Genomic DNA, 22977 nt, shown 5'->3' with positions numbered 1-22977 from the left:
CGTGTTGGGTTGGTGCGCAGTAGGATCGAACGTATGGGCGAAAGTGCTGTTGCGGAGCTCACCAGCTATGAGTTGGTGGAGCGGTTGCGTGCGGTGCACTCGCGGATAGCTGTGGGGCAGGCTGAAGAGGCTGAGTTGATGACTCGGTTGTATCGGCTGCGTCGGGCGCAGCAGCTCGAATTGGGGGTGCGGGCGGTTCACGCGGGGGAGGATGCGGCCACCGAAATCGCTGTTGTGCTGAAGGTTTCTCAGCGGCAGGCCGATGTATTGATTGGGTTCGGGCTGGATTTGGATGCGCGTTTGCCGCATGTGCGGGAGGCGTTCGCGGCGGGGCGGATTGATCTGCCGCGTGCTCGCGCCATTCGGGACGTGCTGCTCAATGCCTCGGATGAGCTTGTGGCACTGGTGGAACCGCGCATTGCCGCCTATGCGGAGACCGCGGATCCTTCCCGGGTCAAGCGCACCCTGCGCCGCTGGCTTCTCGAACTCGACCCGGCGGGGCAGACCGAGCGTCGCAAGGCCGCCGAAGCCGATCGCTACGTCACCGTCAGCGCGGCGGACAACGGCACCGCCATCCTCGACGGAGTTCTCCCCGCCCGGGGTGCGCAGGCGCTCTACGAACGCCTGCGCGAAATGGCCTCAACCCAATGCTGCGGCAACGATCCGCGCACCACGAACCAGCGTCGCGCCGACGCCCTCATCGCACTCGCCGACGGCTCCAACCGCCTGTCCTGCCAATGCTCCGACGAGAACTGCCCGCGCGCAGCCGCCCCGGATCAGTCCGCCAACCCTCGCAAAGCCCTTGTCCAGGTCGGCGTCTCCGCCGAAACCCTCGCGGGCCTGTGCGACAACCCCGCGCTCCTGGCCGGTTTCGGCGCGATCGACCCCGACCTGGCTCGTCAGATCGCCCGCCACGCCCACTTCGACATCATCACCGACACCACCCCGGAAGCGCCGGTCACAGATTCTCAACCTGCCGCCGAATCGGGTGTCACGGCGTCCGCCGCTGCCAAATCGGAGATGCGCTACCGTCCAGCCGTCCGCCTCGCGGGCAAGGTGCGCGCGCTCGACGGTGGCTGCCGCGCCCCGGGCTGCATGGTGCCCGCCGCAGCCACCGACCTCGACCACCAGGACCGCTTCAACCGCCACTCCCCGGAAACCGGCGGCCACACAACCGAATCCAACCTCGGCTGCCGCTGCCGTCGCCACCACCGCCTCAAAACCCTCGCCGACAACGGCTTGAACGGCTGGCAAGTAGTCCACCACCCCCACCGCCGAGTCGAATGGCGCTCTCCCACCGGAGAATCCATCACCACCACCCCCGAGGGAATGAAATTCCTTTTCCCCCGAGCCCAAATACCACCCATTACCGCGAACGGCGTCCCCACCCCCACCCCCATAGACCCCTTACTCAACCCGGGCCGGGTAATAAACGCACTTACCGAACTGGTGCACGTCTACTGCACCCCCACCCAGCGCCGCCGCAAACCAGTCCACCCTCAACAGAAACTTCCCGAGTACAGCGACGCGCCACCGTTCTAAGGCACCCAATTCAAATATTGGGTACGGCACCCCCGCACGCTTGATCGTATTCTTTCTCGTCTCGGTCCTAAAGGCGACCAGATCCTCCCAGCCCCGCTGGAAGGTGAGAATGCGGCACCCAATAGGGGAGCGAAAGCCGGGTACGGCAGACGACGTTCCCACTCTGAAAAATCGTGGCCATCCACCGAACCCCGCTGGAACCGAAAGCCCCCGCCCCAGGTCGGCTTCGAAGGCCCCGTGCCCAACCCCGTTCCCCCGCAAGCCAATACGATCTCCCCCCGCACATGCCCGCCCTCACCAACCCGATGCGGCTCAGTCGATCACGACTACAAGCTTCCCTCGCGGACGACCATTCTCCCCAACCCGATGCGCCTCCGCGACGTCGGCAAGCGGAAATGTCTGCGCGACCGGCAGCGAGAACCGTCCCGAGTCGACGAGTTCGCCTATCTCGGCAAGCGCATGGATCGCACGGCCGTCCTCGCCCCGGCTGAAGTGCACTCCGGTTTCCCGTGCCCCGGCGAAGTCGGCGATCGTCACCACATGTGAAGCGCCCCCGGCCAATTCGATGAGTTCGGGGAGAATCCCGTTGCCCGCGACATCCAATGCGGTATCCACCCCCTCGGGGGCCACGGCCCGCACGCGCTCGCTGAGCCCCGCACCATAGGCAACGGGCTCGGCCCCGAGTGACCGTAGGTAATCGCGGTTGGCCGGGCTCGCGATGCCGATCACTCGGGCTCCGCGTGCCACCGCCAGCTGAACAGCGGCGGCACCGATTACCCCGGAGGCGCCGTTGACCAGGAGCGCGGTTCCGCCCTTGACTCCGAGTTGATCGATCGCACGCGTAGCGGTCTCGATCGCGGCGGGCAGTGCGGCGGCCTCCGGAAATCCGAGGGATGACGGGATCGGTGCATAGGTCTCCAGCACCGCCAGTTCGGCCTGGCCCGCGCCCCGACCGGAGAAGCCGAATACTCGATCACCGATCGCCACGTCGGTCACCCCGTCGCCGAGTTCGTCGACCACGCCCGCGGCTTCATATCCCAGTGTCCGGGGAAGCTCCTCATCCATCAGGCCACTGCGCTTCTTCCAGTCGCTGGCATTGACCCCGGCCGCCTTCACCGCGATCCGTACCTGACCTGGACCCGGGTGCGGGTCGGGCAGGTCCACGACCTCCAGGACCTCGGGCCCGCCGAACCGGCTGAAACGCACTGCCTTCATGAATCGCTCCCGTCTCCGGTCCGGACAACTCGGTCTATGCGCAGTTTGCCAGCCGAGCGCCCGGGATCGCCGAACCCGCAGGGTAATGGCTCATTGCGCCGATGCGATGAGTTCGTTTTCAGCGGCGGCGCAGGGTGGGGTCGAGCAGGGCCGGTGGGGCGTCGTGCTTCTCGTCGGGGGACAGGTCGACACCGGGTGGGACGATGGCGTCGATCGCGTCCAGGATGTCGGGGGTCAGGACCGTGTCGGCGGCGGCGAGTTGGGAGGTCAGGTGGTCGAGGGTGCGGGGGCCGATGATCGCGCTGGTGACGGCGGGGTGTGCGGTGACGAAGGCCAGGGCCAGCTGGATCAGGGTGAGGCCGGCCTCATCGGCCACCTTGACGAGTTGTTCGACGGCGTCGAGTTTGGCGCGGTTGGACGGGATGGCGGTGTCGTACCACTGGGGCCTGGCTTGTGAACGGCTGGTGGTGATTTCGCGGCCCGCGCGGATCGCGCCGGAGAGCCAGCCCGAGGCCAGGGGACTCCAGACCAGGACACCCATGCCGTACTCCTGGGCGACCGGCAGGACGTGGGATTCGATGCCGCGCTGGAGAATCGAGTAGCCGGGCTGTTCGGTGACGTAGCGGCTGGAGCGGATTTCCTTTGCCGCCCACTGGGCTTGGACGATCCGGTAGGCGGGGAAGGTGGAGGAGCCGAAGTACCGGATCTTGCCCGCGCGTTGCAGATCGGTGAGCGCGGAGAGGGTTTCCTCATCGCTGGTGGTCGGATCCCAGCGGTGCATCTGATACAGGTCGATATGGTCCACGCCGAGGCGGCGCAGGCTGTTGTCCAGCTGGGTCGTCAGCCAGCGACGTGAGCTCCCGCGATGGTTGCGCTCGTCGTCGATGGGCAGGGTGGCCTTGGTGGCCAGCACGATATCGTCGCGGCGACCCGAAATGGCTTGGCCGACTTGCTCTTCGGACTGGCCGAGGCCGTAGACGTCGGCGGTGTCGATGATATTGATCCCGGCCTCGAGGGCGGCGTCGACCATGGCGGTGGCTTCGGCGGGGGTGGTGCGGCCGATGCTGCCGAAGTTCATCGCGCCGAGCGCGAGCGTGCTGACCTGGACGCCGGTGCGGCCGAGGGGGCGGTACTGCATGGCTGTTCTCCTCCGGAGACGCGCTATGGTGAGATAAGCGGAACGTTGTTCCGATACCCAACATACGGAACGTTGTTCCGTTTGCCAACACCGCGTCGAACGGGAGTGAATACGGTGGCCGATACCGGATCAGCCGCACCGCGCAAACGAGCCGATGCCCGGCGCAATGCCGAGACGCTGCTGGACGCGGCCGCCGCGGCCTTCATCGCCTCGGGCGTGCACGTGCCCGTGCGTGATATCGCGGCCCGGGCCGGGGTCGGCGTCGGCACCATCTACCGGCACTTTCCGACCCGGGCCGATCTCATCGTGGGGGTCTACCGGCATCAGGTCGAGGCCTGCGCGGAGGCCGGGCCGCGGCTGTTGGCGAGCTGCGCCACCGCCCATGAGGCGCTGGCCCGCTGGATCGACCTGTTCGTCGACTTCCTGGTCACCAAACACGGTCTCGCCGAGGCGCTGCAATCCGGCGACGCGGCCTCCCAGACCCTGCACGCGTATTTTCTCGACCGCTTGGTCCCGGCCTGCGCGCACCTGCTCGACGCCGCCGTCGCCGCGGGCGAAATCCGTTCGGACATAAGCGCTTTCGAGTTGATGCGCGGTGTCGGCAATCTGTGCATCGGGGCGGGCGCCAACCCGGACTACGACGCCCGGCGGCTGGTTGATCTGCTCATAGCGGGTCTGCGACGCTGACGCCGAGCCCGGCCGGCGTCAGCGCCGCGATCAGTCAGGCCGGGGCCGGGGTGAAGACGCCGAAGTGATTGTTCGAGGTGTCGCGGAGTTCGGCGAAGATCAGTCCGCTCGGCGCTTTGGTCACGGGCACCTGCACCGTCGCGCCGAGGGTTTCGGCGGTGGCGACGGTGGCCGCGACATCGGTGACCAGGACATAGAAGACGGCATGATTGGCCGAACTGTCGTGCATGCGGGCGATACCACCGGCGGGGGCGGGGCTGCCGGGGTAGCTGATCAGGTCGTAATTGCCGTCGAAGGCAGGATCTGCGGTGTACGACCAGCCGAAGAGGCCGGCGTAGAAGCTCTTCACCTGCTCGGGCTGGTCGCTGCCGATCTGGAACCAGGCGACGGTGTTGGGGGCGGTCATGGATCCTCCGAGTATGTGGTGTGCGGGTTGCGCATTCACGATCTCGCGGCCGGGCGACAGCCCCCTGTCGGTGTTTGCGAACTATCCGAAGGCGATCATCCGGAGTTTGTGATTGGGCAGGTCCAGATCGCACCCGTCGAGGGTGCGGGCGGGCACGGGTTCATCGCTCATGGTGATGTCGACCATCCGATCCACCCGGAAGCAGCGTGCGGCATCGCGCAGCCGGCACCAAGTCACCAGGCACCAGCCGGTGGTGACGTGCAGGAGCAGCATGGGTTCGACGCGCCGGTGGGTGACCGCGCCGAAGCGGTCCCGGTAGCCGAATTCGATGACCCGGCGGGCCTGCACCGCCTCCTCGATGACCGCGGGAATCCCCTGTGCGGCAGCAGATTCGGTGGTCTCGATCAATCCGACCCGGCCGACGAGTTCATGTGCGGAGGCGGCGGCGGACTCCGGCATGGCGGCCAGGATCTTGCGCAGTGCACTGCGCCCGGCATGCGCGAACGGGGTGTCGAGACTGCGTTCGAGGGCCACCGCCAGCGCCACCGATTCCACGGCGGTGAAGTTCAACGGCGGCAAGGACATTCGCTTGTCCAGTGCGTACCCGCCGCGCCGCCCGACATCGGCGTAGATCGGCACGCCGGACTGCTGTAGCGCGCTGATATCGCGTTCGATGGTCCGCAGGCTGACTTCGTAGCGCTCGGCGAGCTCGCGTGCGGTGCGCAGTCGCGGCGCGATGGCGCGCAACTCCTCGACAATCGCGTAGAGCCGATCGGTGCGGTTCACGAACCCACAGTAGATGGGGGTACCGACAGCACAGCGCCCGTCGGCGAACCGGCGGGCGCCGTGCGATGCGGATCTATACGGTGGTGCCGGGCTTCCAGGTCGACACCGCCCAGATGACCACCACGTCCAGCGCGATGATCAGCAGCGACCACGCCGGGTAGTACGGCAGCCACAGGAAGTTCTCCACGATCGAGACCGCCGCGATGATGATCGCCGCCACGCGGCCCCAGGTCGCACCGGTCATCAGGCCGATGGCGGTGAGCACCACGATGGCCCCGACCACGATGTGGATCCAGCCCCAGGCCGAGGTGTTGAACTTGTAGATGTAGTCATTGGTGCCGACGATCAGCAGATCATCCGAGGCGGCCGCGGAAATGCCCTGCAGAATCGTCAGCACGCCGATGACCAGCAGCAGTACCGCCGCCGCGATGGATGTGCCGGCTGCTACACCCTGCCGCACCGAATGATCGGTGTCCGTAGTGTGCGCCATTGGAACCCCTTCGATGGTCGATGAAGCGGATAGAACCTGTTTCGAATCTTCCACGGGGTTGCTGCAACTTGGTGGCGACATGCCGGTGAAACTATTTCAGGGTGTTGTCAGCGCTTTCGATACCGCGGTGCCGAATGCCAGGTCATTGCTGGACGCGAGCTTGGTATAGGTGCCGCCGGTCCGCTGGGTCAGGGTTTGCAGGGTTTGGGTGCCGGGTCCGTCGATCACGATCACATCGACGCGCACCGGATGCGCCGGATCGGTCGCCGCCGCGATATCGGCGAGTAGCTGATCGCCGGTGACGGGGGAGTCGTCCTCGGGTCCGTCGGTGATCAGCAGAATCGTATTGCTGCGCGCCGCGGCGTAATTGCCCACCGCATTGCGATAGGCGGCCTCCACGGTCGGATAGGTCCGGTCGGGTTTGGCGGTCCCGGGCGTGAGCGTGCCCAGCGACTGGGCGATCGCGCCGCGCTGTGCGTCGGTGAGCGGCGCGGTCGGTGTGACCACCTTGTAGGGTGTCGCGCCGTCGAGATTCTTCGAGTACTCCCAGATGCCCAGCCCGAACTGCGGCGGCATGACGCCCATGGTGGATTGCAGCGCCGCGACGGCATTGGCGAGCCGGGTCATCGTGCCGTCCGCGATGCCCATCGAGGACGAGGTATCCAGCAGCACGGTCGAACTCACCCCGAGCACCGGATGCGAGAGCACCTGCTGCACCTGGCTCAGCACGGACTTCTCCGGCACGCTGGCGGCATTGGGCGGTGCCGCCCCGAAACCGTTGTCGGTGAACAACTTCGACTGTTCGGGTGCGCGCAGGAAATCCGCGAACAGTCCGGCGACGGCCGCCTGCGTCTGATCGACCCAGGCGGCGGTGATGGCCGCGGCCGGATAATCGTCGACCGGACCGTTCTCCGCGGGCCGAAAGGCGGTGAGCCCGTTGCGGGCTCGAATCTGCTGCTCGGTGGCGGGCACCGCATGCACGGGCGCGGCGACCGGATCGGTGGCGGCGGCGAGATCGGTGAGCGCGGTCGCGGCGTCCTTGACCGGCGGCGCGCCCGCGGCGAGCAGTGAGATGGCCGAGCTGACCTGTCCCGAGCGGACCGCGTTGGCATCGAGCGGATCCGTGCCCGAGACGCCGGAGCCGACCGCGGTCGCCACGGCCAGGGCCGAATCACCGCTCGGCATGGCCAGTTTCAGCCCGCCCCACGACGCGAGCCCGATATCGCTCAGCGAACCCTGTTGCAGTTTGGCCAGATCCGCCCAGTGCACCTGCGCGGTCTCCATGGCCTGGCGCAGCGCGTCGGGGACGGCGAGGGCGATGGGACTCACCGCGATCGGTGCGGGCGTACCGCCGATCAGGCCGGGTACGCGCATGAGCTCCACCGAGCGGGTCGAATCCGGAATCCACAGGCCCGGTTGCGGGCCGAGCGCCGGATCCCATGGAGTGGTCGAGGTGAAAGCGGCGACCATGGCCGCGGAGGATTGCGGGTTCACCTTCACCTGCGCGCAGTGGTCGCGCACATGCGGTGTGGTGTTGTTGTAGCTGTCGGCCGCGGCCTTGACCGGTGTGAGGATGCTCGGATCGACGGTCACATTCAGCGTGACGGTGCCCCCGACACAGGAGGCCGCGGCAGCGTTGTCCCTTTCCTTGGCACGCTCTTGGAACCAGGTCCAGCCGACGACGGCCAGGGCTAGCACCAGCACCGCTACCACTGCGACAATCGGTCCCCTGCTGACACCTCGTGACCCGCCCGCGGCGCGATGAGTACCCACCCGCCCAGTCTAGGGAGAACGGCGGTCACCCCCGCCCACCAGGGCATGGAGTGACCGCCGCGGGATCGGCTCAGTCGCGGATCCGGTTGCCGCGGTCGTACTCGTGGCCGCCCCACACCCCGGATTGGCCGGTGCGGGTGGCGAACTCACCGCATTCGCGGCGGATGGGGCAGCCCGCGCAGATGCCGCGCGCGTAGTCGAAGTCCTGCGAGGGGAACGGGAACCACGCCTCATGGTTCGGGTCGCCCTTGCAGGCCGCGTGCTGCCAGTAGTTGGCGGAATCGGAGATGGGAAGCAGATCCGCCAGCGTCTGCTGCTCCTGAACTGCGGTATTCGTCATCGGATGTGCTCCTTTCCTGTCCGATCACGCGGGGTGTTTCTACTTCGGCGATGGCTACGACGCCGCCAGTTCCTTCCAGATCCGGCGCTGTCGCTTCTGCATTTCATTGGGGGCCTTGGGCTCCCACAGCAGTGGCATTCCGGCCTCTTCGGGAGTCCGGTCCGCCTTGGCGGTATTGCACGGACCGCACGCGGCAATCAGGTTGGCCCAGGTGTTCGGGCCGCCCCGGGAGCGCGGGCGGATGTGGTCGACGGTGCGGGCCCAGCCGCTGCAGTAGCCGCAGCGGTAGTTGTCGCGGCGCAGGATCGCGCCGAGGGTGGCCCGGCTGTCATCGTCATGCACCAGAATCCGGTGCTCGAGGTAGATGTAGCGGTTGAGCCGGATGGTCTCCGGCAGCGCCAGCTCCCTGTGCTTCGAGCGGATCGGGAAGTGCGGCCGCCGGTCCTGCACCGATTCGGCGGCGCCGCTGAGCAGCAGCACCACCGCGCGGTCGGCGCGGATCTCGGTCAGCGCCTCGAAAGAGGCGTTGAGCAGCAGCACACCGGTGTGTATCCAGTTGTCGGCGGTTATCTCCGGGTCTTCGGAATGACGGGACAGCATGGGGGTCACCATGTTTCGTAGAGAGAGCAGAACAGGAAGGTGGAAGGTGGTGCTTACGCGTGCACCGGGAGGCGGTCGATCATCCGACTGATGTACAAGTGATCGCCCGCGAGCCGAGCTCGCTCACCCGCCAGATTCGAATTCTGTTCGGGGAACACCGGATTCATTACCGCCTCCTCCTCTCCTGCTGCTGATGGCCTGATCGGCCGGGTGATCATCGTCGAAACTCATGGTGACACAACGGGCATACCGTTGTCGGGTCATTTTTCCGGACCCCGCACACACCAACGGACGGCATAGCGATTTTGTTCCGGCGAGACGCGTATCACAGCGGTGCGGAATAGCGCCGGAGATTCACTGGCAGGCAACCGAGTTGGTAGCCCCCGTGTGGCCGTGATTCATCGGTGGTTACCTGGCGAAGCTACCGTGACGAGTACTCGGAAGGAGCCGGCGTCATGGAGTTCCGACATCTACTTTCGTTCATCGCCATCGCCGAGGAGTTGCACTTCGGCCGCGCAGCGCAGCGCCTTCACCTCACCCAGCCCAGCCTCAGCGCCCAGCTGCAGAAACTGGAGAAGTCACTCGGGGTACAGCTGGTGGCCCGCAACTCACACGAGGTGCGGCTCACACCGGCCGGACGGGAGTTCGAGCTACAGGCTCGGCAGATCGTGGCACAGCTCGACCGGGCCGCGCGTTCGGCGCGAGCCACCGCCGAGGGGCGGGCGGGCAGCCTCAATATCGGCTACAACCTGCCCGCGAGCAGGCATGTGTTACCGGATGCGCTGGTGCGCATGACCGATCGGCATCCGGATATCGTGGTATCGCTGTGGGAGAAGCGGACCGGCCCGCAGCTGGCCGCGCTCTCGGACGGTTCGCTGGATTTGGCCCTGGTCTACGGACATCCCAGTACCGCGGACTTCCGCTATCGGCGCCTGCTGCACCGGGTGCCGCTGGTCGCGGTGGTGGGACGGCGGCATCGCTGGGCCGATCGGCCCGGTGTGTCCTTCGCCGAACTCCAGGATCAGGAGTGCGTGCTCTTCGCCCGGGAGCAGTGTCCCTCCATGTACGACGCCATCTTCCGTGCGGCCGCACAGTCGCGGATCTCGCTGTCGGTGGCGCAGTACGCGGACGATCCGGGAGCCACCGCGCACATGGTGTCGGTGCGCCCGCTGGTCGGGTTCGCCTCGCTGCCCCGGGCCATCTCGATGGGTATGGGCGCGCCGGGAAGTAAATCGGTCGCGGTGAAATTATTGGATCCGGTGCCCACCCTGGATTTGTATGCGGTGTGGCGGTCGGCGGAGACGAATCCGGCGGTGGCGGCTTTTTTGGATTGCGTCGAATCGGAGGAGTCGGATGAGATCGATGATGCCCGTCCGGAAACGGTCGCGGCCATTCGATAGGAAATGACTTTCGCGCGGTAGGAACAGCGTTGTGGGCGGCGACGAGAATCATTGTCGCCGCCCAGAATTCGAAGTGTGAACACAGTTTCTGCGACCGGGGGCGGCTTCGATCCGCCCGAGACCGCGAGTTTGTACACGATCGTTGCCGAGGCGGCCCGCGACCATCCGCTGCGGGAGTCGCTGGGCGGCGCGCACGGTGCGCCGCTGACCTGTGCCGAGCTGGACACCCGCGTGCGGGCGGTGGCCTCGGCGCTGCTCGATCACGGTGTCGCGCACGGCGACCGGGTGGCCGTGCTGGGCCGCACCGGGATGGCGTGGGCGCTGTTGGACTGCGCCGCGCTCGCCCTCGGCGCGGTGGTGGTGCCGGTGTACCCGACCTCCTCACCCGCGCAGATCGAGCACATTCTGCGGGACAGCGGAAGCGCGTATTTCGCCGCCGAGACCCCCGAGGACGCGGCCCGGCTCAAAGCGGCGGGCGCGGAGGCGGTGTGGGGCTTCGACGAGATCGAGGTGTGGTCGGACGGGACCGCGGCGGCGGCGCTGGATGAGCGCATCGCGCGGGTGCGGGCGAGCGATCTCGCCATGATCGTCTACACCAGCGGCACCACCGGCCTGGCCAAGGGCTGCATGATCACCCATCGCAATATGTCTGTGTCCGCGGTGAATACGGTCCGCCAGACCGGTGCGATGTTCGCGGGGGTCACCGCGCTGGCGCTGCCGCTCTCGCATGTGTTCGGCCAGACCATGCTCTTCGCCAACCTGGCCGGGGGTGCGCGCACGCATCTGCTGCCGGGCATTCCCGAACTGGTGCCCGCACTGGCCGAGCTGCGGCCGACGTTCCTGGCGCTGATCCCGTACGCGCTGGAGAAGATTCGCAAGTTCTGCCGGTCGATGCTGGATGAGCAGGCCGAGCGGGAGGCTGTGACGGCCGGTCTGGCGATGCTGGGTGCACGCGAGGTGCTTGCCTCACAACATGCCGTCGCCGCCGCGCTCGGCGGCCGGCTGCGGTATGTGATCTCCGGCGGCGCGTCGCTGGACGAGTCGACCGCCGGGTTCTACGCGGGCTTCGGGGTGGAGATCCTGAACTGCTACGGCCTGACCGAGGCCGCGACCGCGGTGACGGTCAGCGCGCCCGAAACCAATCGGGTCGGCACCGTGGGCAAGCCGATTCCCGGCACCGAGGTCGGGATCGCCGGCGATGGTGAGGTGCTGGTGCGCGGTCCGCACGTCTCGCCCGGTTACTGGGGCGCGGCGGCGGACAACCGTCCGGTGGACGCCGACGGGTGGCTGCACACCGGTGATATCGGTGAGCTCGAGGACGGCTACCTGCGAATCACCGGTCGTAAGAAGGAGATTCTGGTGACCTCGGGCGGTAAGAACGTCGCGCCGACGCCGCTGGAGGATCGCGTCCGGCTGCACCCGCTGGTGAGCAACTGCATGGTGGTCGGTGAGGCGCGGGCCTTCGTGACCGCGCTGGTGACCCTGGATGAGGAGAACGCGGCACGGTGGCGTGCCGCGCATCCCGGGGCCGATCCCGCCACCGCCATCCAGGCCGCCGTGGACGAGGCGAATTCTCTGGTTTCGCGCGCGGAATCCATTCGTGAGTTTCGCATTGTGACAGGCGATTTCACGGTCGCCAATGGATTGTTGACTTCCTCACTGAAATTGAAGCGGGCCGCCATCGCGGCGGCATTCACGGCGGATATCGATCAGCTCTACATGTCGCGCGGTTGAACATCCGCGAAAAATGGACACCTGTTGTGCGGCGATAGCCGGGACCGATCGCCCGATGAATTGCGGTGACTCACCGTCGTTTTCGGGTGTGCCGGACGACAGACTCGAATCAGAATTCGACCACCGAAAGTGATCACATCATGTACGACGTCATCGTTGTCGGTACTCGCGTGGCCGGTGCGCCGCTGGCCATGCTGTTGGCCCGCAAGGGGTATCGAGTGCTCGCCGTGGACCGTGCCACCTTCCCGAGCGACACCCCCTCCACCCACTACATCCACCAGGCCGGTCTGAGCCTGCTCAATACCTGGGGCCTGCTGGACGAGGTCATCGCCACCGGCTGCCCGCCGGTGCGGCATCTGAACTTCACCTACGCCGATATCGTCATCAAGGGCTTCGCCGATGTGTCCTCGGACGGGATCGACGCGGTGTACTGCCCGCGCCGGACCGTATTGGACAAGATCCTGGTCGATGCCGCCGGTAAGTCCGGGGCCGAGATCATCGAGGGTTTCACCGTCACCGGTCTGCTGACCGACGGCGACCGCGTCGCCGGTATTCGCGGTCGCGCCGGTGAGGGTCCCGAGCGGGAGTTCCGGGCCAAGCTGGTGGTCGGCGCGGACGGTTCCAGCTCGACCGTCGCCAAGACGGTCGGCGCGGAAGTCTACGAGGGCTCCCCGGCCGCGTGCTTCGTCTACTACTCGTACTACGAGGGTGTGGACTGGGGAATGAACCACCGCACCGGTTTCGGTGAGCAGCAGTTCGCGGCGTGGCCGACCAATGACGACCAATACCTGGTCGCGGTCATGCGCAAGCGGGATCGGTTCCGTGAGTTCCGCAATGACCCCGATGCCGGGGTGCAGGAGATCGTGGATCAGATCGATCCGGAAATCGGTGCGCGCCTGCGGGATACGGGCAAGCGGGTGGAGCCGTTCCGGCCCATGCTGTACCCGGACAACTACCGTCGCCGGTCCTTCGGCCCGGGTTGGGCGCTGGTCGGCGATGCCGGGTACCACAAGGATCCGTTCACCGGCTGGGGGATCACCGACTCGTTCAAATACTCCCAGCTGCTGGCCGATCTGGTGCACGAAAGCCTTTCGGGCGTAAGGCCGTTCGAGGAGACGCTGCCCGAGTACCAGCGCGAGCGGGACGCGCAGAGCGCCAGCACCTACGAGCTGACCCAGAGTATCTCCGAACTGAGCCTGACCCCGTACTACGACTCGGTATTCCGCGCGGCGAGTATGGACCAGGACTACTCCAAGAAGTTCTTCGGCCTGATCGCCGGCCTGTACCAGCCGGAGAAGTTCTTCGGTGAGGCCGAACTGGCCGAGCTGTACGAGAAGGTCGGATTCCCCGAGGCCGCACGGCATGTGACCAAGAACGTCGGAGCCGCGCAATGACCGGCCCGGGGCTGACCGCGCTGGGGGACAGTTTCGTGGAGGGGCGCGGCGACCCGGCCGCGTCCGGCGGCTATCGCGGCTGGGTGCCGCGATTGGGCGGTCAGCTGGGTCTGCGGCCCGCCGCCATCCGGAATTTCGGGACGCACGGGGCCACCACCGCCGATGTGGTGCGGACCCAGCTGCCCCGGACACCGCGCTCGGAGGTGTACGGCGTGGTGGTCGGGGTGAACGATCTGGTGAGCGCCTTCGATCCGAAGGCGTTCCAGGACAATCTCGATGCGCTCTTCGGGACCCTCTGCGCCGGTGGCGCAATGGTTTTCACCGCCGACTATCCGGATATCCCGGCGCGGCTGCCGATTCCGGAGAAATTCCGCGGCCTGTTGCGCGAACGCTTCGAGTTCGCCAATACCGTGCTGGCCCGGATCGCCGCCGAACATGGCGCACTCCTGCTGGATCTGGCTTCCCGCCCGGAATGGGAACGCCCGGGGGTGTGGACCGAAGACGGTCTGCACCCGAGCCCACTGGGCCATCGACTGTTCGCCGCGGCCGCGGCCGAACTGATTTCGTCGACCACCGCCACCACCGTCGCCGCCTGAGTGCGGGACGGTCTCGGTTCGAGAGGAATTTTCGTGACGGACGACAGACGCCTGGCACGCAACCCGATCGCCATCGTCGGGATGTCGGGCTTGCTGCCCAAGGCACGCGATCATCGAGAGTACTGGCAGAACATCGTCGACGGCGTGGACTGCACGCAGGAGGTGCCGTCCTCGCGCTGGAGCCTGGACGACTACTACGACCCCGACCGTTCGGCACCGGACAAAACCTATTCGCGCCGTGGGGCTTTCCTGCCCGATGTGGATTTCGATCCGCTCGAGTTCGGGCTGCCGCCCAATCAGCTCGAGGTGACCAGCACCATGCAGACGCTGAGCCTGGGCGTGGCACGGGATCTGCTGGTGGACGCGGGTGCGACCGATTCGCCGTGGTACGACCCGGCGCGCACCGGCGTGGTGCTGGGCACCACCGGTCCGGTGCCGCTCATGCATCCCCTCGCCGCGCGGCTCTCGACGCCGGTGCTCAAGGAGGCGGCCCGTTCGGTCGGGCTGACCGAGAGTGATGCCACGGCGATCGCAGACCGGTTCGTGGCAGCGTTCGCGCCGTGGGAGGAGAACTCCTTCCCGGGTCTGCTGGCCAATGTCGTCGCGGGACGGGTCGCCAACCGGCTCGGGCTCGGTGGTATGAACTGCACCGTCGATGCCGCGTGCGCCGCGTCGCTCGCCGCGATTCGCACCGCCATCGCCGAACTGCAGGACGGCCGTGCGGACATGATGATCACCGGCGGTGTGGACACCGAGAACACCATCTTCATCTACATGTGTTTCAGCAAGGTCGGCGCGCTCTCGCCGACCGATCGCATCAGCCCCTTCGCTGATGGCGCCGACGGGACCATGCTGGGCGAGGGCATCACCATGCTGGCGCTGCGGCGGCTGGAAGATGCACGGCGCGACGGGAATCGGATCTACGCGGTGATCCGCGGGCTGGGGTCCTCGAGCGACGGGCGCTCCAAGAGCATTTACGCACCGCGCGCGGAGGGGCAGCGCATCGCCCTGGATCGGGCGTACGCCGATGCCGAATGCTCGCCCGCGGATGTCGAACTCATCGAGGCGCACGCCACCGGTACCGCGGTGGGTGACAAGACCGAGCTGACCGCGCTCAAAGGGCTGCTGTCCGAGGCGACTTCGGAGACCCGGTTCGCTGCGCTGGGCAGCGTGAAATCGCAGATCGGGCACACCAAGGGCGCGGCGGGCACGGCCAGTGTCATGAAACTGGCGCTCGCACTGCATCAGAAGGTGTTGCCGGGCACCATCAATGTGGACGCGCCCAATGCCGAGATCGATTCCGATACCGCGCCGTTCTATGTGAACACCCGCACCAGGCCGTGGATTCGCGATCCGAAGCGGCCGTTGCGGCGTGCCGCGGCCTCGGCAATGGGCTTCGGCGGCACCAACTTTCACGTGGTGCTGGAGGAAGCGGACTCCGATCGCGACGGGCTGAAGGTTTCGCATCGCACCGCGCGAGCGCACATCTGGCATGCCCCCGATGTGGCGAGCCTGGTGGAGGCCGTGCGCGATACCGAGGCGGGCGACGGCGGCGGGATTCCGGAGCATCACGCGCGCATCGGGTTCGTCTCGCTCGATGACGAGACCGCGGCCGAGCTGCGCGGACTCGCCGTGGACGAGTTGCTGCGCAATTCCGGTGCGGCGCACTGGGATCACCCCGAGGGCGTGTACTTCCGCGCCGCCGCGCTGCCCGATCGCAAGGCTGGTGCGCTCTTCGCCGGTCAGGGCAGCCAGTACGTCGATATGGGACTCGATGCGGCACTGAACAATCCGCCCGTGGGCGCGGCGTTCGATGCCGCCAATGCCGCCTTCGCCGAGGCGGAGCGGCGGCTGGGCGGCGTGGTGTTCCCGCCGCCGGCGTTCGATGACGCCGCGCGAACGGAACAGGAAATCGCGCTGCGCCGTACCGAATTCGCGCAGCCCGCGATCGGTGCGCTGGCGGCGGGACAGTTCGAGGTGCTACGGGACTTCGGCTTCCGGCCCGAGGGCTACCTCGGGCACAGCTTCGGTGAACTCACCGCGCTATGGGCGTCCGGGGCCGTGACCACCGGGGACTTCTTCGGACTGGCGCGGGCGCGCGGCGCGGCCATGACCGTGCCCGAGGGCGTCGATGCCGGGACCATGGTCGCGGTCGGGGCCGGGCGGGCCGATATCGAGCGGGCCATCGCCGGGCTCGAGGACGTCTGGGTCTGCAATGACAATGCCCCGGATCAGGTGGTGGTGGGCGGCGGAGCCGAGGGGATTGCCGCGGTCACCGATGTGTGTGCCGAAAAAGGCTGGGTTACAAGGCATCTGCCGGTGTCCGGTGCTTTTCATACGCCCTATGTCGGCCATGCGGTCGAGGCGTTCGGTGCGGCGGTGGCGGCGGTCGAGATCGGTGCGCCGGATGCCCGGCTGTACGCCGATACCGCGGGTGCCTCCTACGGCGAGGATGTGGCGAGCAATCGCGCCACCCTCACCGCGCAGCTGAGCAATCCGGTCGACTTCCACGGTGCGCTCACCGCCATGCGGGCCGACGGCTGCACGGTCTTCGTGGAGTTCGGTCCGAAACAGGTGCTGACCTCGCTGGTGCGGCGCACTTTCGGCACCGACGTGATCGCCATCCCCACCGATCCCGGACCCATCGGCAATGGCGACCTCGCCCTCAAGCGGGCGGCGGTGCGGCTGGCGGTGCTCGGGTTCGAGCTGGAGGGCCTGAACCGCTATGCCGCGCCCGACCGTGCCGTCCGGGACCGCAAACCCGCTATGACGGTGACGATTTCGGCCCCGGAGTACGTCCCGGCGAGCCGTCGTGAGTCCTATGCGGCCGCACTGTCGGACGGCTACCGGGTCGTCACCGCCGCACCCGCGGCTCCCGCCCCGGCCGCCGCCCCCGTCGCGGTGCCCGTCGCCCAGCCCGCCCCCGTACCTGTTCTGTCCAATGGACATTCGGAGAACTCGGAGAATCCCGTGACCACCGACCCGCAGTACCGACTACCCGCACCGGGTGCGCTGGACAGCGCCCTCGTACAGCATCTGCACACCCACCGTCACTACCTGGACGGTCAGTTGGAGCTGGCCCGCGATCTGGCGGGCGCGCTGCGCGACGGCGGACTCGACGAGCTGACCGTGCGCGCCATCGAAGCCGTGAAGGACCACGGCGTCGCGATCAGCGAAAGCCATGCCCGCGCGGGCGATGTGGTGGCACAGCTGGCCGAGCTGGAGAGTGGCGCGCCGGCGGCCGCCCCTCGTCCGGTCCGCGCATACGTCGAGCCGGTAGCGCCCGCGTCCGCATTGAGTGGTAATGGTGCGCCGGTACACGGACTCGCCGCCGCGAATCCCGTTGCCGCACTGGGGAACAGCGCCTCAAATCGGACGAGTGCACCTGGCGTGCCGGCGAACGGCGAATCGGCTGCCCCGGGTAGCGCGCCGGCTGCCGTCGCTCCGCGTTCCGAAACCCTCACGGCGGCCGCGGATCCGACTCGTGGAGCAGCCGTAGCCGTGCAGCCCGGTGCGCTCTCGAATGAGGTGCTGCGCCAGGCGCTGCGCGAGGTGGTCGCCGACAAGACCGGATATCCGGTGGAGATGGTCGATCCGACCATGGATCTGGAAGCGGATCTGGGTGTGGACTCGATCAAGCGGGTTCAGGTGATCGGTGCGCTCCAGGAACGATTCCCGGAACTTCCGGTACTCGGGCCCGAACAACTCGGCACCCTGCGCACGCTCGATCAGATCGTGGGCGAGCTGGCCGGGGGTGATGTCCACCCAAAAGCTGAGGCCGCGGCGCAGACCCCGCGGCATGTCGTCGACCTCGTCGAACTTCCCCCGGTGGATCAGGCCGTCGAGCCCTACCGCCCGGCGGGCACCGCACTGCTGGTGTGCCTGGATGATTCCGCCGAAACCGATTGCGAGGCAATCGAGGAGGCGCTCCGGGCGCGCAGCTGGACGGTGGCGCGGGCACAGGGTCCCGCGGCCGTTGCCGAGGCCGGAACCGTGGACGCCTGCGTGGTGGTCGCCGGTGTGGCCGCCGAATGGGAACAGGCGCAGCGCATTCTGTCCGATGCCATTCTGACGGCCGGGCGAGCGCTGCCGCGACTGCGGGACGCGACCGGGCGGGCGGGGTTCGTCACCGTCACCCGGCTCGATGGTCACCTCGGCTTCCGCGGGCACGCCGAACCGGTCGCCGCGCTGTTGGGCGGAATCGGGGGAGTGGTGAAGAGCCTTGCGGCGGAACAGCCCTCGCTGTTCTGCCGGGCGCTGGACATCGATCCCGCGATCCTGCCGCAGCGGTTGGCCGAGCATGTGCTCGAAGAGCTGTGCGATACCGCGACGGATACTCCCGAGGTCGGCATCGACGGTGCGGGCGTGCGCCGTACGCCGGTGCCCGGTGCGCACGGTCACGCACTGACGACCGATATCGTCACCGCCGGAACCGAATTCGGTCCGGCACTGCTGACCGAAGCCGATGTCCTGCTGGTGACCGGGGGTGCACGTGGCGTCACGGCCACCTGTGTCCTCGAGCTGGCTCGGGTGACCGAGGCCAGGTTCCTGCTGCTGGGCCGGACCACGCTGGATCCGGAACCGGAGTGGGCGCGGGATCTCACCGATGCCGAGCTGAAGCCCGCCGCCGTGCGGGCGCTGGCCGGGACCGGTGTCACCCCACGCGATATCGACCGGGCCTGCGCCCAGGTGCGGGCGATGCGCGAAATCGCCGTCACCCTGGCCGAACTCGGTGACCGCGCGGTGTATCTCGCCGTGGACGCCACCGATTCGGCCGCGCTGGCCGAGGCGCTCACGCCCTGGCACGGTGCCATCACCGGTGTCGTGCACGGCGCGGGAGTCCTCGCGGATTCCCTCATCCCCGACAAGACCGCCGAATCCATAGACCGAGTGCTGCGCCCGAAGCTCGCCGGGTTGGGCGCGGTCTTGGCGGCGGCCGGCGATCCCACCCATCTGGTGCTGTTCACATCGGTGGCCGGACTGTTCGGCAATGCCGGGCAGGCCGATTACGCCGCCGCCAACGAGGCGCTGGGCAGGTTCGCCATGAGCTGGGGCCATCGGCATCCGGATCGCTATGTCACCGCGCTGGACTGGGGCGCCTGGGATGGCGGCATGGTGACTCCCGCACTGCGTGAACACTTCTCGGCCCGGGGCATTCCGCTGCTGGCTCCGACGGCCGGTGCGGCCGCGTTCACCGCCCAGTTCACCGCCTCCCGGCGGACCGAGCGGGTGCTGCTGATCGGCGCGGCGACCGCCCTGTCCGCGGGTGCGGCCGAACCCGCGACGGTGCGGGCTCGCCGCGACATCACCGGGCTCACCGACGAGCCGGTGATCGCGGCGCACCGGGTGGGAGAGCACATCGTGCTGCCCGCTACGTTCGGACTGGGTGCGATGGCGCAGCTGGCCGAGCGCACCCGGCCGGGTCGAATCGTGGTGGGCGCACGGGATTTCCAGGTGTTGCGCGGGGTGGTGTTCGACCATCCGGTGCACACCCTGGAGATCGAGCTGACCCCGGCCGAGCCGGTGGATGGCCGGACGGCCGTGCGGGCCACCGTCTTCGGCGATTCGGCCGCGCGATTCCGGGCCACCCTTATTCTGGCCGATGCTCCGGAAGCCGGTGCCCGGCAGCGGGTTCCGGAAGGTCCGGGAGTGAGTGCGGAGTACATCTACCTGGACGGGATCCAATTCCATGCTCCCGCGCTACAGGGATTGCGTTCGGTCCGCGCGCTGAGCGATGAGGCTCTGGTGCTCGAATGCGAACTACCCGCGGCATCGGTGGCTTCCGGCGCGTACGCGGGCCGACTGCACGACCCGGTGCTCGCCGATCTGATTCTGCAAGCGCCGCCCGTCCTCGGGCATCGCCTGCTCGGTACGGCCTGCCTACCCCTGGGCGTCGGCCGGATCGACTATCACGCCCCGCTGCCCGCGGGCGCACCCTTCCTGGTGGTCGTGGACAACCCGCGCGCCACCCGCATGGAGGCCGTGCTCGACGCGACGGCCCTGGCCCTCGATGGCACGGTCCTGCAACGATTCTCGGATGTCACCGTACTGACGACACCCGATCTGACGGAGAAGTTCCGAACCTCGGTGAGGCGGTGGACAGCATGACAGTGCTGGAGTTCGACGGTATTCCCTTCAATGCCCTCGGTGCGCCCCCGGCGGCGCGCCCTGACAGTACGGCCGTGGCCTCGCCGGTTGGCGACGTCGCGAATTCCGGTTCGGCCACCGCGCATCGGGTCGACCCGATCGCGGAGATTCGCGCGGGAGTGGTGGCCGCGCATCGGTCGGCATTGTCGGCGCAGCTGGCTCTACAGCGGGAGATCTGGCGGCGGTCGATTCGGCTTGCGCCGGAATCGGTTCCGGTGGCCGAGGTGGCGGGGGTGGCCCGCGAGGGTGCGTTCAAGCCGCTGGCCAGGACCGGTCGTACGCGATTGGACCGGGCCGCGCTCGAGCAGTTGGCGCGCGGTGAGGTCGTCGCGGTGTTCGGACCGGGCTATGCGAGGGCGGGCACCGTATGGGCCGCGCGATTGGCGGGTACGACCGCGCTGGCGCTGACCGAGGTGACCGGGATCGAGCTGTACGGCGGTGCTGGAAATGGTCGTATGACAGCGCGATTCGAGGGTGACGCGCGGTCGGCGGCGCTACAGGTCGCCGAGATATTCACGTTGTTCACCGGGATGCCGCTGTGCATTTCGGGAGGTGCGCTCACCGGCAGCGTGGGTGAGTCCGCGGTCGGGAGTTCCAGTGGCACTGTCGATCTGGTCGTCGATGAGCTGGATCTGGTGCCGCGCCCGTACGTCACCGGCACCGTGAGTTTCGGCCCGGGTACCCGGCCGGTCGCGGTTCGGGTGAGCGTCGCCGAACCGGCCGGGATCGACGTCGGCCCCGGCGGCGCGGCGGGTGCGTTGCTGCTCAACGAGTTCCATATGGCGCACCTGGCACGCGGCGATCAGGCCATTGCCATGGGACCGGAGTTCGCCGAGTACACCGGGGTGCGGGCGACCCGGCTGCCGACCGGCGGATTGCTGTTGGTCGATCGGGTCCGCGAATTCGACGGTGCGCGCGGCAATCTCGACGGCGCCGCGTACACCACCGAATACGATTCTCCGGCGGATTCCTGGTACTACGCCGATACCGCGAACGATTCCATGCCGCATTTCGTCTACATGGAGACCTCGCTCCAGGCGGCGCTGCTCATGGGCTATTACGCGGGTCCGACCCGCACCCAGCCGGGTGCGACGCTGAGCCTGCGCAATCTGGGCGGCACCGCGACGGTGCTGCGGCAGATCGATCTGCGGGACGCGACCATCGAACAGGATTCGCGGCTGCTGTCCACGACGATCCTGCCCGGATCATCGCTGCAAACCTTCGACTACACGCTGAGCGTGAACGGCGAGCCCTTCTATCGGGGCGAGACCATGTTCGGCTACTTCAGTGATGAGGCGCTGGGCAACCAAACCGGCTTGGACGCGGGCCGTTTCGTGCCCACCTGGCTGGCCGGGCATCCCGAGGCCCGTACCCGAATCATCGATGTGGCCGCCCGCCGGGCCGATGCGAGCGCTCCGGCGTGTTCGCGCGGCAAGCTGGCGCTCATCGACACCGTCGAGGTGGTCGATCAGGGCGGTGACTACGGTGCGGGGTACCTGCGCTCGCTGCGCGCGATCGATCCGGCGGACTGGTTCTTCGCGCGGCACTTCCACCTGGACCCGGTGATCCCGGGGTCGCTGGGTGTGGAGTCGGTGATTCACGCCGTCCAGGAATGGATGCTGGACGCCGGATTCGCCGAGGGTATGGCCGATCCGGTGTTCCGGATTCCCGCCGACATCGCCTTCAGCTGGCGGTATCGCGGCCAATTCCTGCCCACCGACGGCAGCGTCGAGCTCGAGGCGCACATCAAATCGGTGCGGCGCGGATCGCACGGGGTGACCGCCGTCGTGGACGGCTCGCTGTGGAAGCCGGGACTGCGCATCTACGAACTCGTGGATCTGGCAGTCGAACTCACCGATCGGAAGGCGTGGTCATGACCACTTTCGGTACCCCGGGCCTGGCGCAGACCGCCGCGGATATCACCGGCCTGCTGCTGCGACTGGATCGCCCGTGCTGGATTCTGCGGGACGACAGCGGCCGGATCGCGGCCACCACCGACGACTGGGCCGCGGGGGCGCGCGGTCAGGTGCTGGCGGCGGTGCCACCGCTACCGCCGGAGCGACTGGGCGACAAGGCTTTCCGGACCGCACACGGTGTGCGGGCCGCCTATGCGGCGGGCGCGATGGCCAATGGCATCGCCTCACCGGAGCTGGTGGTCGCCATGGCTGAGGCCGGATACCTGGCGAGCTACGGTGCGGCCGGTGTTGCCCCGGCCGGCGTCGATGCCGCACTGGCGTGGCTGTCGGCGAAATTGGCCGGAAAGCCGTTCGCCTGCAATCTGATTCACAGCCCCGCCGAACTCGCGCTGGAGCGGGCCATTGTGGACGCGTGCCTGCGGCATGGGGTGCGCTGTGTGGAGGCGTCGGCCTTCATGGACCTCACCCCGGAGGTGGTGCGCTACCGTGTCTCCGGGCTGGCGGTGAACCGGCAGGGTGAAGTCGAGGTCCGGAATCGGCTGATCGCCAAGGTGTCCCGGGTCGAAGTGGCCGAGCTGTTCCTGCGCCCGGCCCCCGAACGCCTGCTGCGTCAGCTGGTCGCATCCGGTGCGATCACCGCCGAACAGGCCCGGCTCGCCGAGCAGTTGCCGATGGCCGATGACATTACGGCCGAAGCGGATTCGGGCGGCCACACCGACCGGCGACCGCTGATGGTGCTGCTGCCGGAGTTGGTGGCCGCGCGTGATCGCCTCGCGCGCACCGTGCCGGGCGCGGCGGCGGTGCGCATCGGCG

The 22977-nt window shown here is 67.9% G+C and carries 16 protein-coding genes and 1 pseudogene; 9 read left to right on the top strand and 8 right to left on the bottom strand.

Translation table 11 applies throughout. The features are described 5' to 3' along the window. Positions 1 to 33: 33 nt before the first annotated feature. Positions 34 to 1542, top strand: coding sequence for an HNH endonuclease signature motif containing protein (locus NA10_RS21650; RefSeq protein ID WP_067570830.1), 1509 nt, complete (start codon positions 34 to 36; stop codon positions 1540 to 1542). Positions 1543 to 1854: 312 nt separating this feature from the next. On the opposite strand, the gene NA10_RS21645 is transcribed toward NA10_RS21650, so the two are convergent. Next, a complete protein-coding gene (locus NA10_RS21645; protein ID WP_067570829.1) occupies positions 1855 to 2757 on the bottom strand; it encodes an NADP-dependent oxidoreductase in 903 nt (300 codons plus the stop codon). A gap of 118 nt (positions 2758 to 2875) precedes the next feature. Next, complete coding sequence (locus NA10_RS21640; protein ID WP_067570828.1) at positions 2876 to 3895, bottom strand: aldo/keto reductase; 1020 nt, start codon at positions 3893 to 3895, stop codon at positions 2876 to 2878. 114 nt (positions 3896 to 4009) lie between these two features. Here NA10_RS21640 and NA10_RS21635 point away from each other — a divergent pair, with 114 nt between their 5' ends. Then, the gene (locus tag NA10_RS21635; RefSeq protein WP_157556662.1) at positions 4010 to 4582 is read left to right on the top strand and encodes a TetR/AcrR family transcriptional regulator; all 573 of its coding nucleotides are present in this window, start codon (positions 4010 to 4012) and stop codon (positions 4580 to 4582) included. Between the two features lie 34 nt (positions 4583 to 4616). On the opposite strand, the gene NA10_RS21630 is transcribed toward NA10_RS21635, so the two are convergent. The 6 genes from NA10_RS21630 to NA10_RS21605 all read right to left on the bottom strand — a co-directional run bounded on the left by NA10_RS21630 (position 4617) and on the right by NA10_RS21605 (position 8977). Then, entirely contained in the window at positions 4617 to 4988 is a 372-nt protein-coding gene (locus tag NA10_RS21630; protein ID WP_067570816.1) for a VOC family protein, read from the bottom strand. Between the two features lie 81 nt (positions 4989 to 5069). Continuing rightward, positions 5070 to 5774, bottom strand: coding sequence for a helix-turn-helix transcriptional regulator (locus NA10_RS21625; protein ID WP_067570811.1), 705 nt, complete (start codon positions 5772 to 5774; stop codon positions 5070 to 5072). A 73-nt stretch (positions 5775 to 5847) separates the two neighbouring features. Next, positions 5848 to 6264: a DUF7144 family membrane protein gene (locus NA10_RS21620; protein WP_067570810.1), complete on the bottom strand. Its 417-nt coding sequence runs from the start codon at positions 6262 to 6264 to the stop codon at positions 5848 to 5850. Positions 6265 to 6360: 96 nt separating this feature from the next. Next, positions 6361 to 8037 (bottom strand): VWA domain-containing protein, encoded by a 1677-nt coding sequence (locus NA10_RS21615; RefSeq protein ID WP_067570809.1) that lies wholly within the window; start codon positions 8035 to 8037, stop codon positions 6361 to 6363. Between the two features lie 70 nt (positions 8038 to 8107). Then, a complete protein-coding gene (locus NA10_RS21610; protein ID WP_067570808.1) occupies positions 8108 to 8377 on the bottom strand; it encodes a WhiB family transcriptional regulator in 270 nt (89 codons plus the stop codon). A gap of 54 nt (positions 8378 to 8431) precedes the next feature. Next, the gene (locus tag NA10_RS21605) at positions 8432 to 8977 is read right to left on the bottom strand and encodes an HNH endonuclease (RefSeq protein WP_067570903.1); all 546 of its coding nucleotides are present in this window, start codon (positions 8975 to 8977) and stop codon (positions 8432 to 8434) included. A 455-nt stretch (positions 8978 to 9432) separates the two neighbouring features. Between NA10_RS21605 and NA10_RS21600 the strand changes: the two genes are divergently transcribed. From NA10_RS21600 to NA10_RS21570, 7 genes and pseudogenes are all read left to right on the top strand, one after another. Next, a complete protein-coding gene (locus NA10_RS21600) occupies positions 9433 to 10377 on the top strand; it encodes a LysR family transcriptional regulator (protein ID WP_067570806.1) in 945 nt (314 codons plus the stop codon). A gap of 75 nt (positions 10378 to 10452) precedes the next feature. Beyond that, positions 10453 to 12111, top strand: coding sequence for an AMP-dependent synthetase/ligase (locus NA10_RS21595; protein ID WP_067570804.1), 1659 nt, complete (start codon positions 10453 to 10455; stop codon positions 12109 to 12111). 140 nt (positions 12112 to 12251) lie between these two features. Beyond that, entirely contained in the window at positions 12252 to 13505 is a 1254-nt protein-coding gene (locus NA10_RS21590; RefSeq protein ID WP_067570802.1) for an NAD(P)/FAD-dependent oxidoreductase, read from the top strand. Continuing rightward, complete coding sequence (locus NA10_RS21585; protein WP_067570800.1) at positions 13502 to 14101, top strand: SGNH/GDSL hydrolase family protein; 600 nt, start codon at positions 13502 to 13504, stop codon at positions 14099 to 14101. Before NA10_RS21590 ends, NA10_RS21585 begins: the two co-directional genes overlap by 4 nt. 33 nt (positions 14102 to 14134) lie before the next feature. Next, positions 14135 to 20209 (top strand): type I polyketide synthase, encoded by a 6075-nt coding sequence (locus NA10_RS21580; RefSeq protein ID WP_067570794.1) that lies wholly within the window; start codon positions 14135 to 14137, stop codon positions 20207 to 20209. Beyond that, the gene (locus tag NA10_RS21575) at positions 20206 to 22125 is read left to right on the top strand and encodes a hotdog family protein (protein WP_067570792.1); all 1920 of its coding nucleotides are present in this window, start codon (positions 20206 to 20208) and stop codon (positions 22123 to 22125) included. The genes NA10_RS21580 and NA10_RS21575 overlap by 4 nt, the downstream gene beginning before the upstream one ends. Then, positions 22122 to 22977 (top strand): annotated as a pseudogene (locus NA10_RS21570) (2-nitropropane dioxygenase); the annotation flags it as partial. The gene NA10_RS21575 and the pseudogene NA10_RS21570, both read left to right, overlap by 4 nt.

The sequence above is a fragment of the Nocardia acidivorans NBRC 108247 genome (assembly GCF_001625085.1).
Lineage (GTDB): Bacteria > Actinomycetota > Actinomycetes > Mycobacteriales > Mycobacteriaceae > Nocardia > Nocardia acidivorans.
This window is presented reverse-complemented; position numbering and strand designations above follow the sequence as displayed.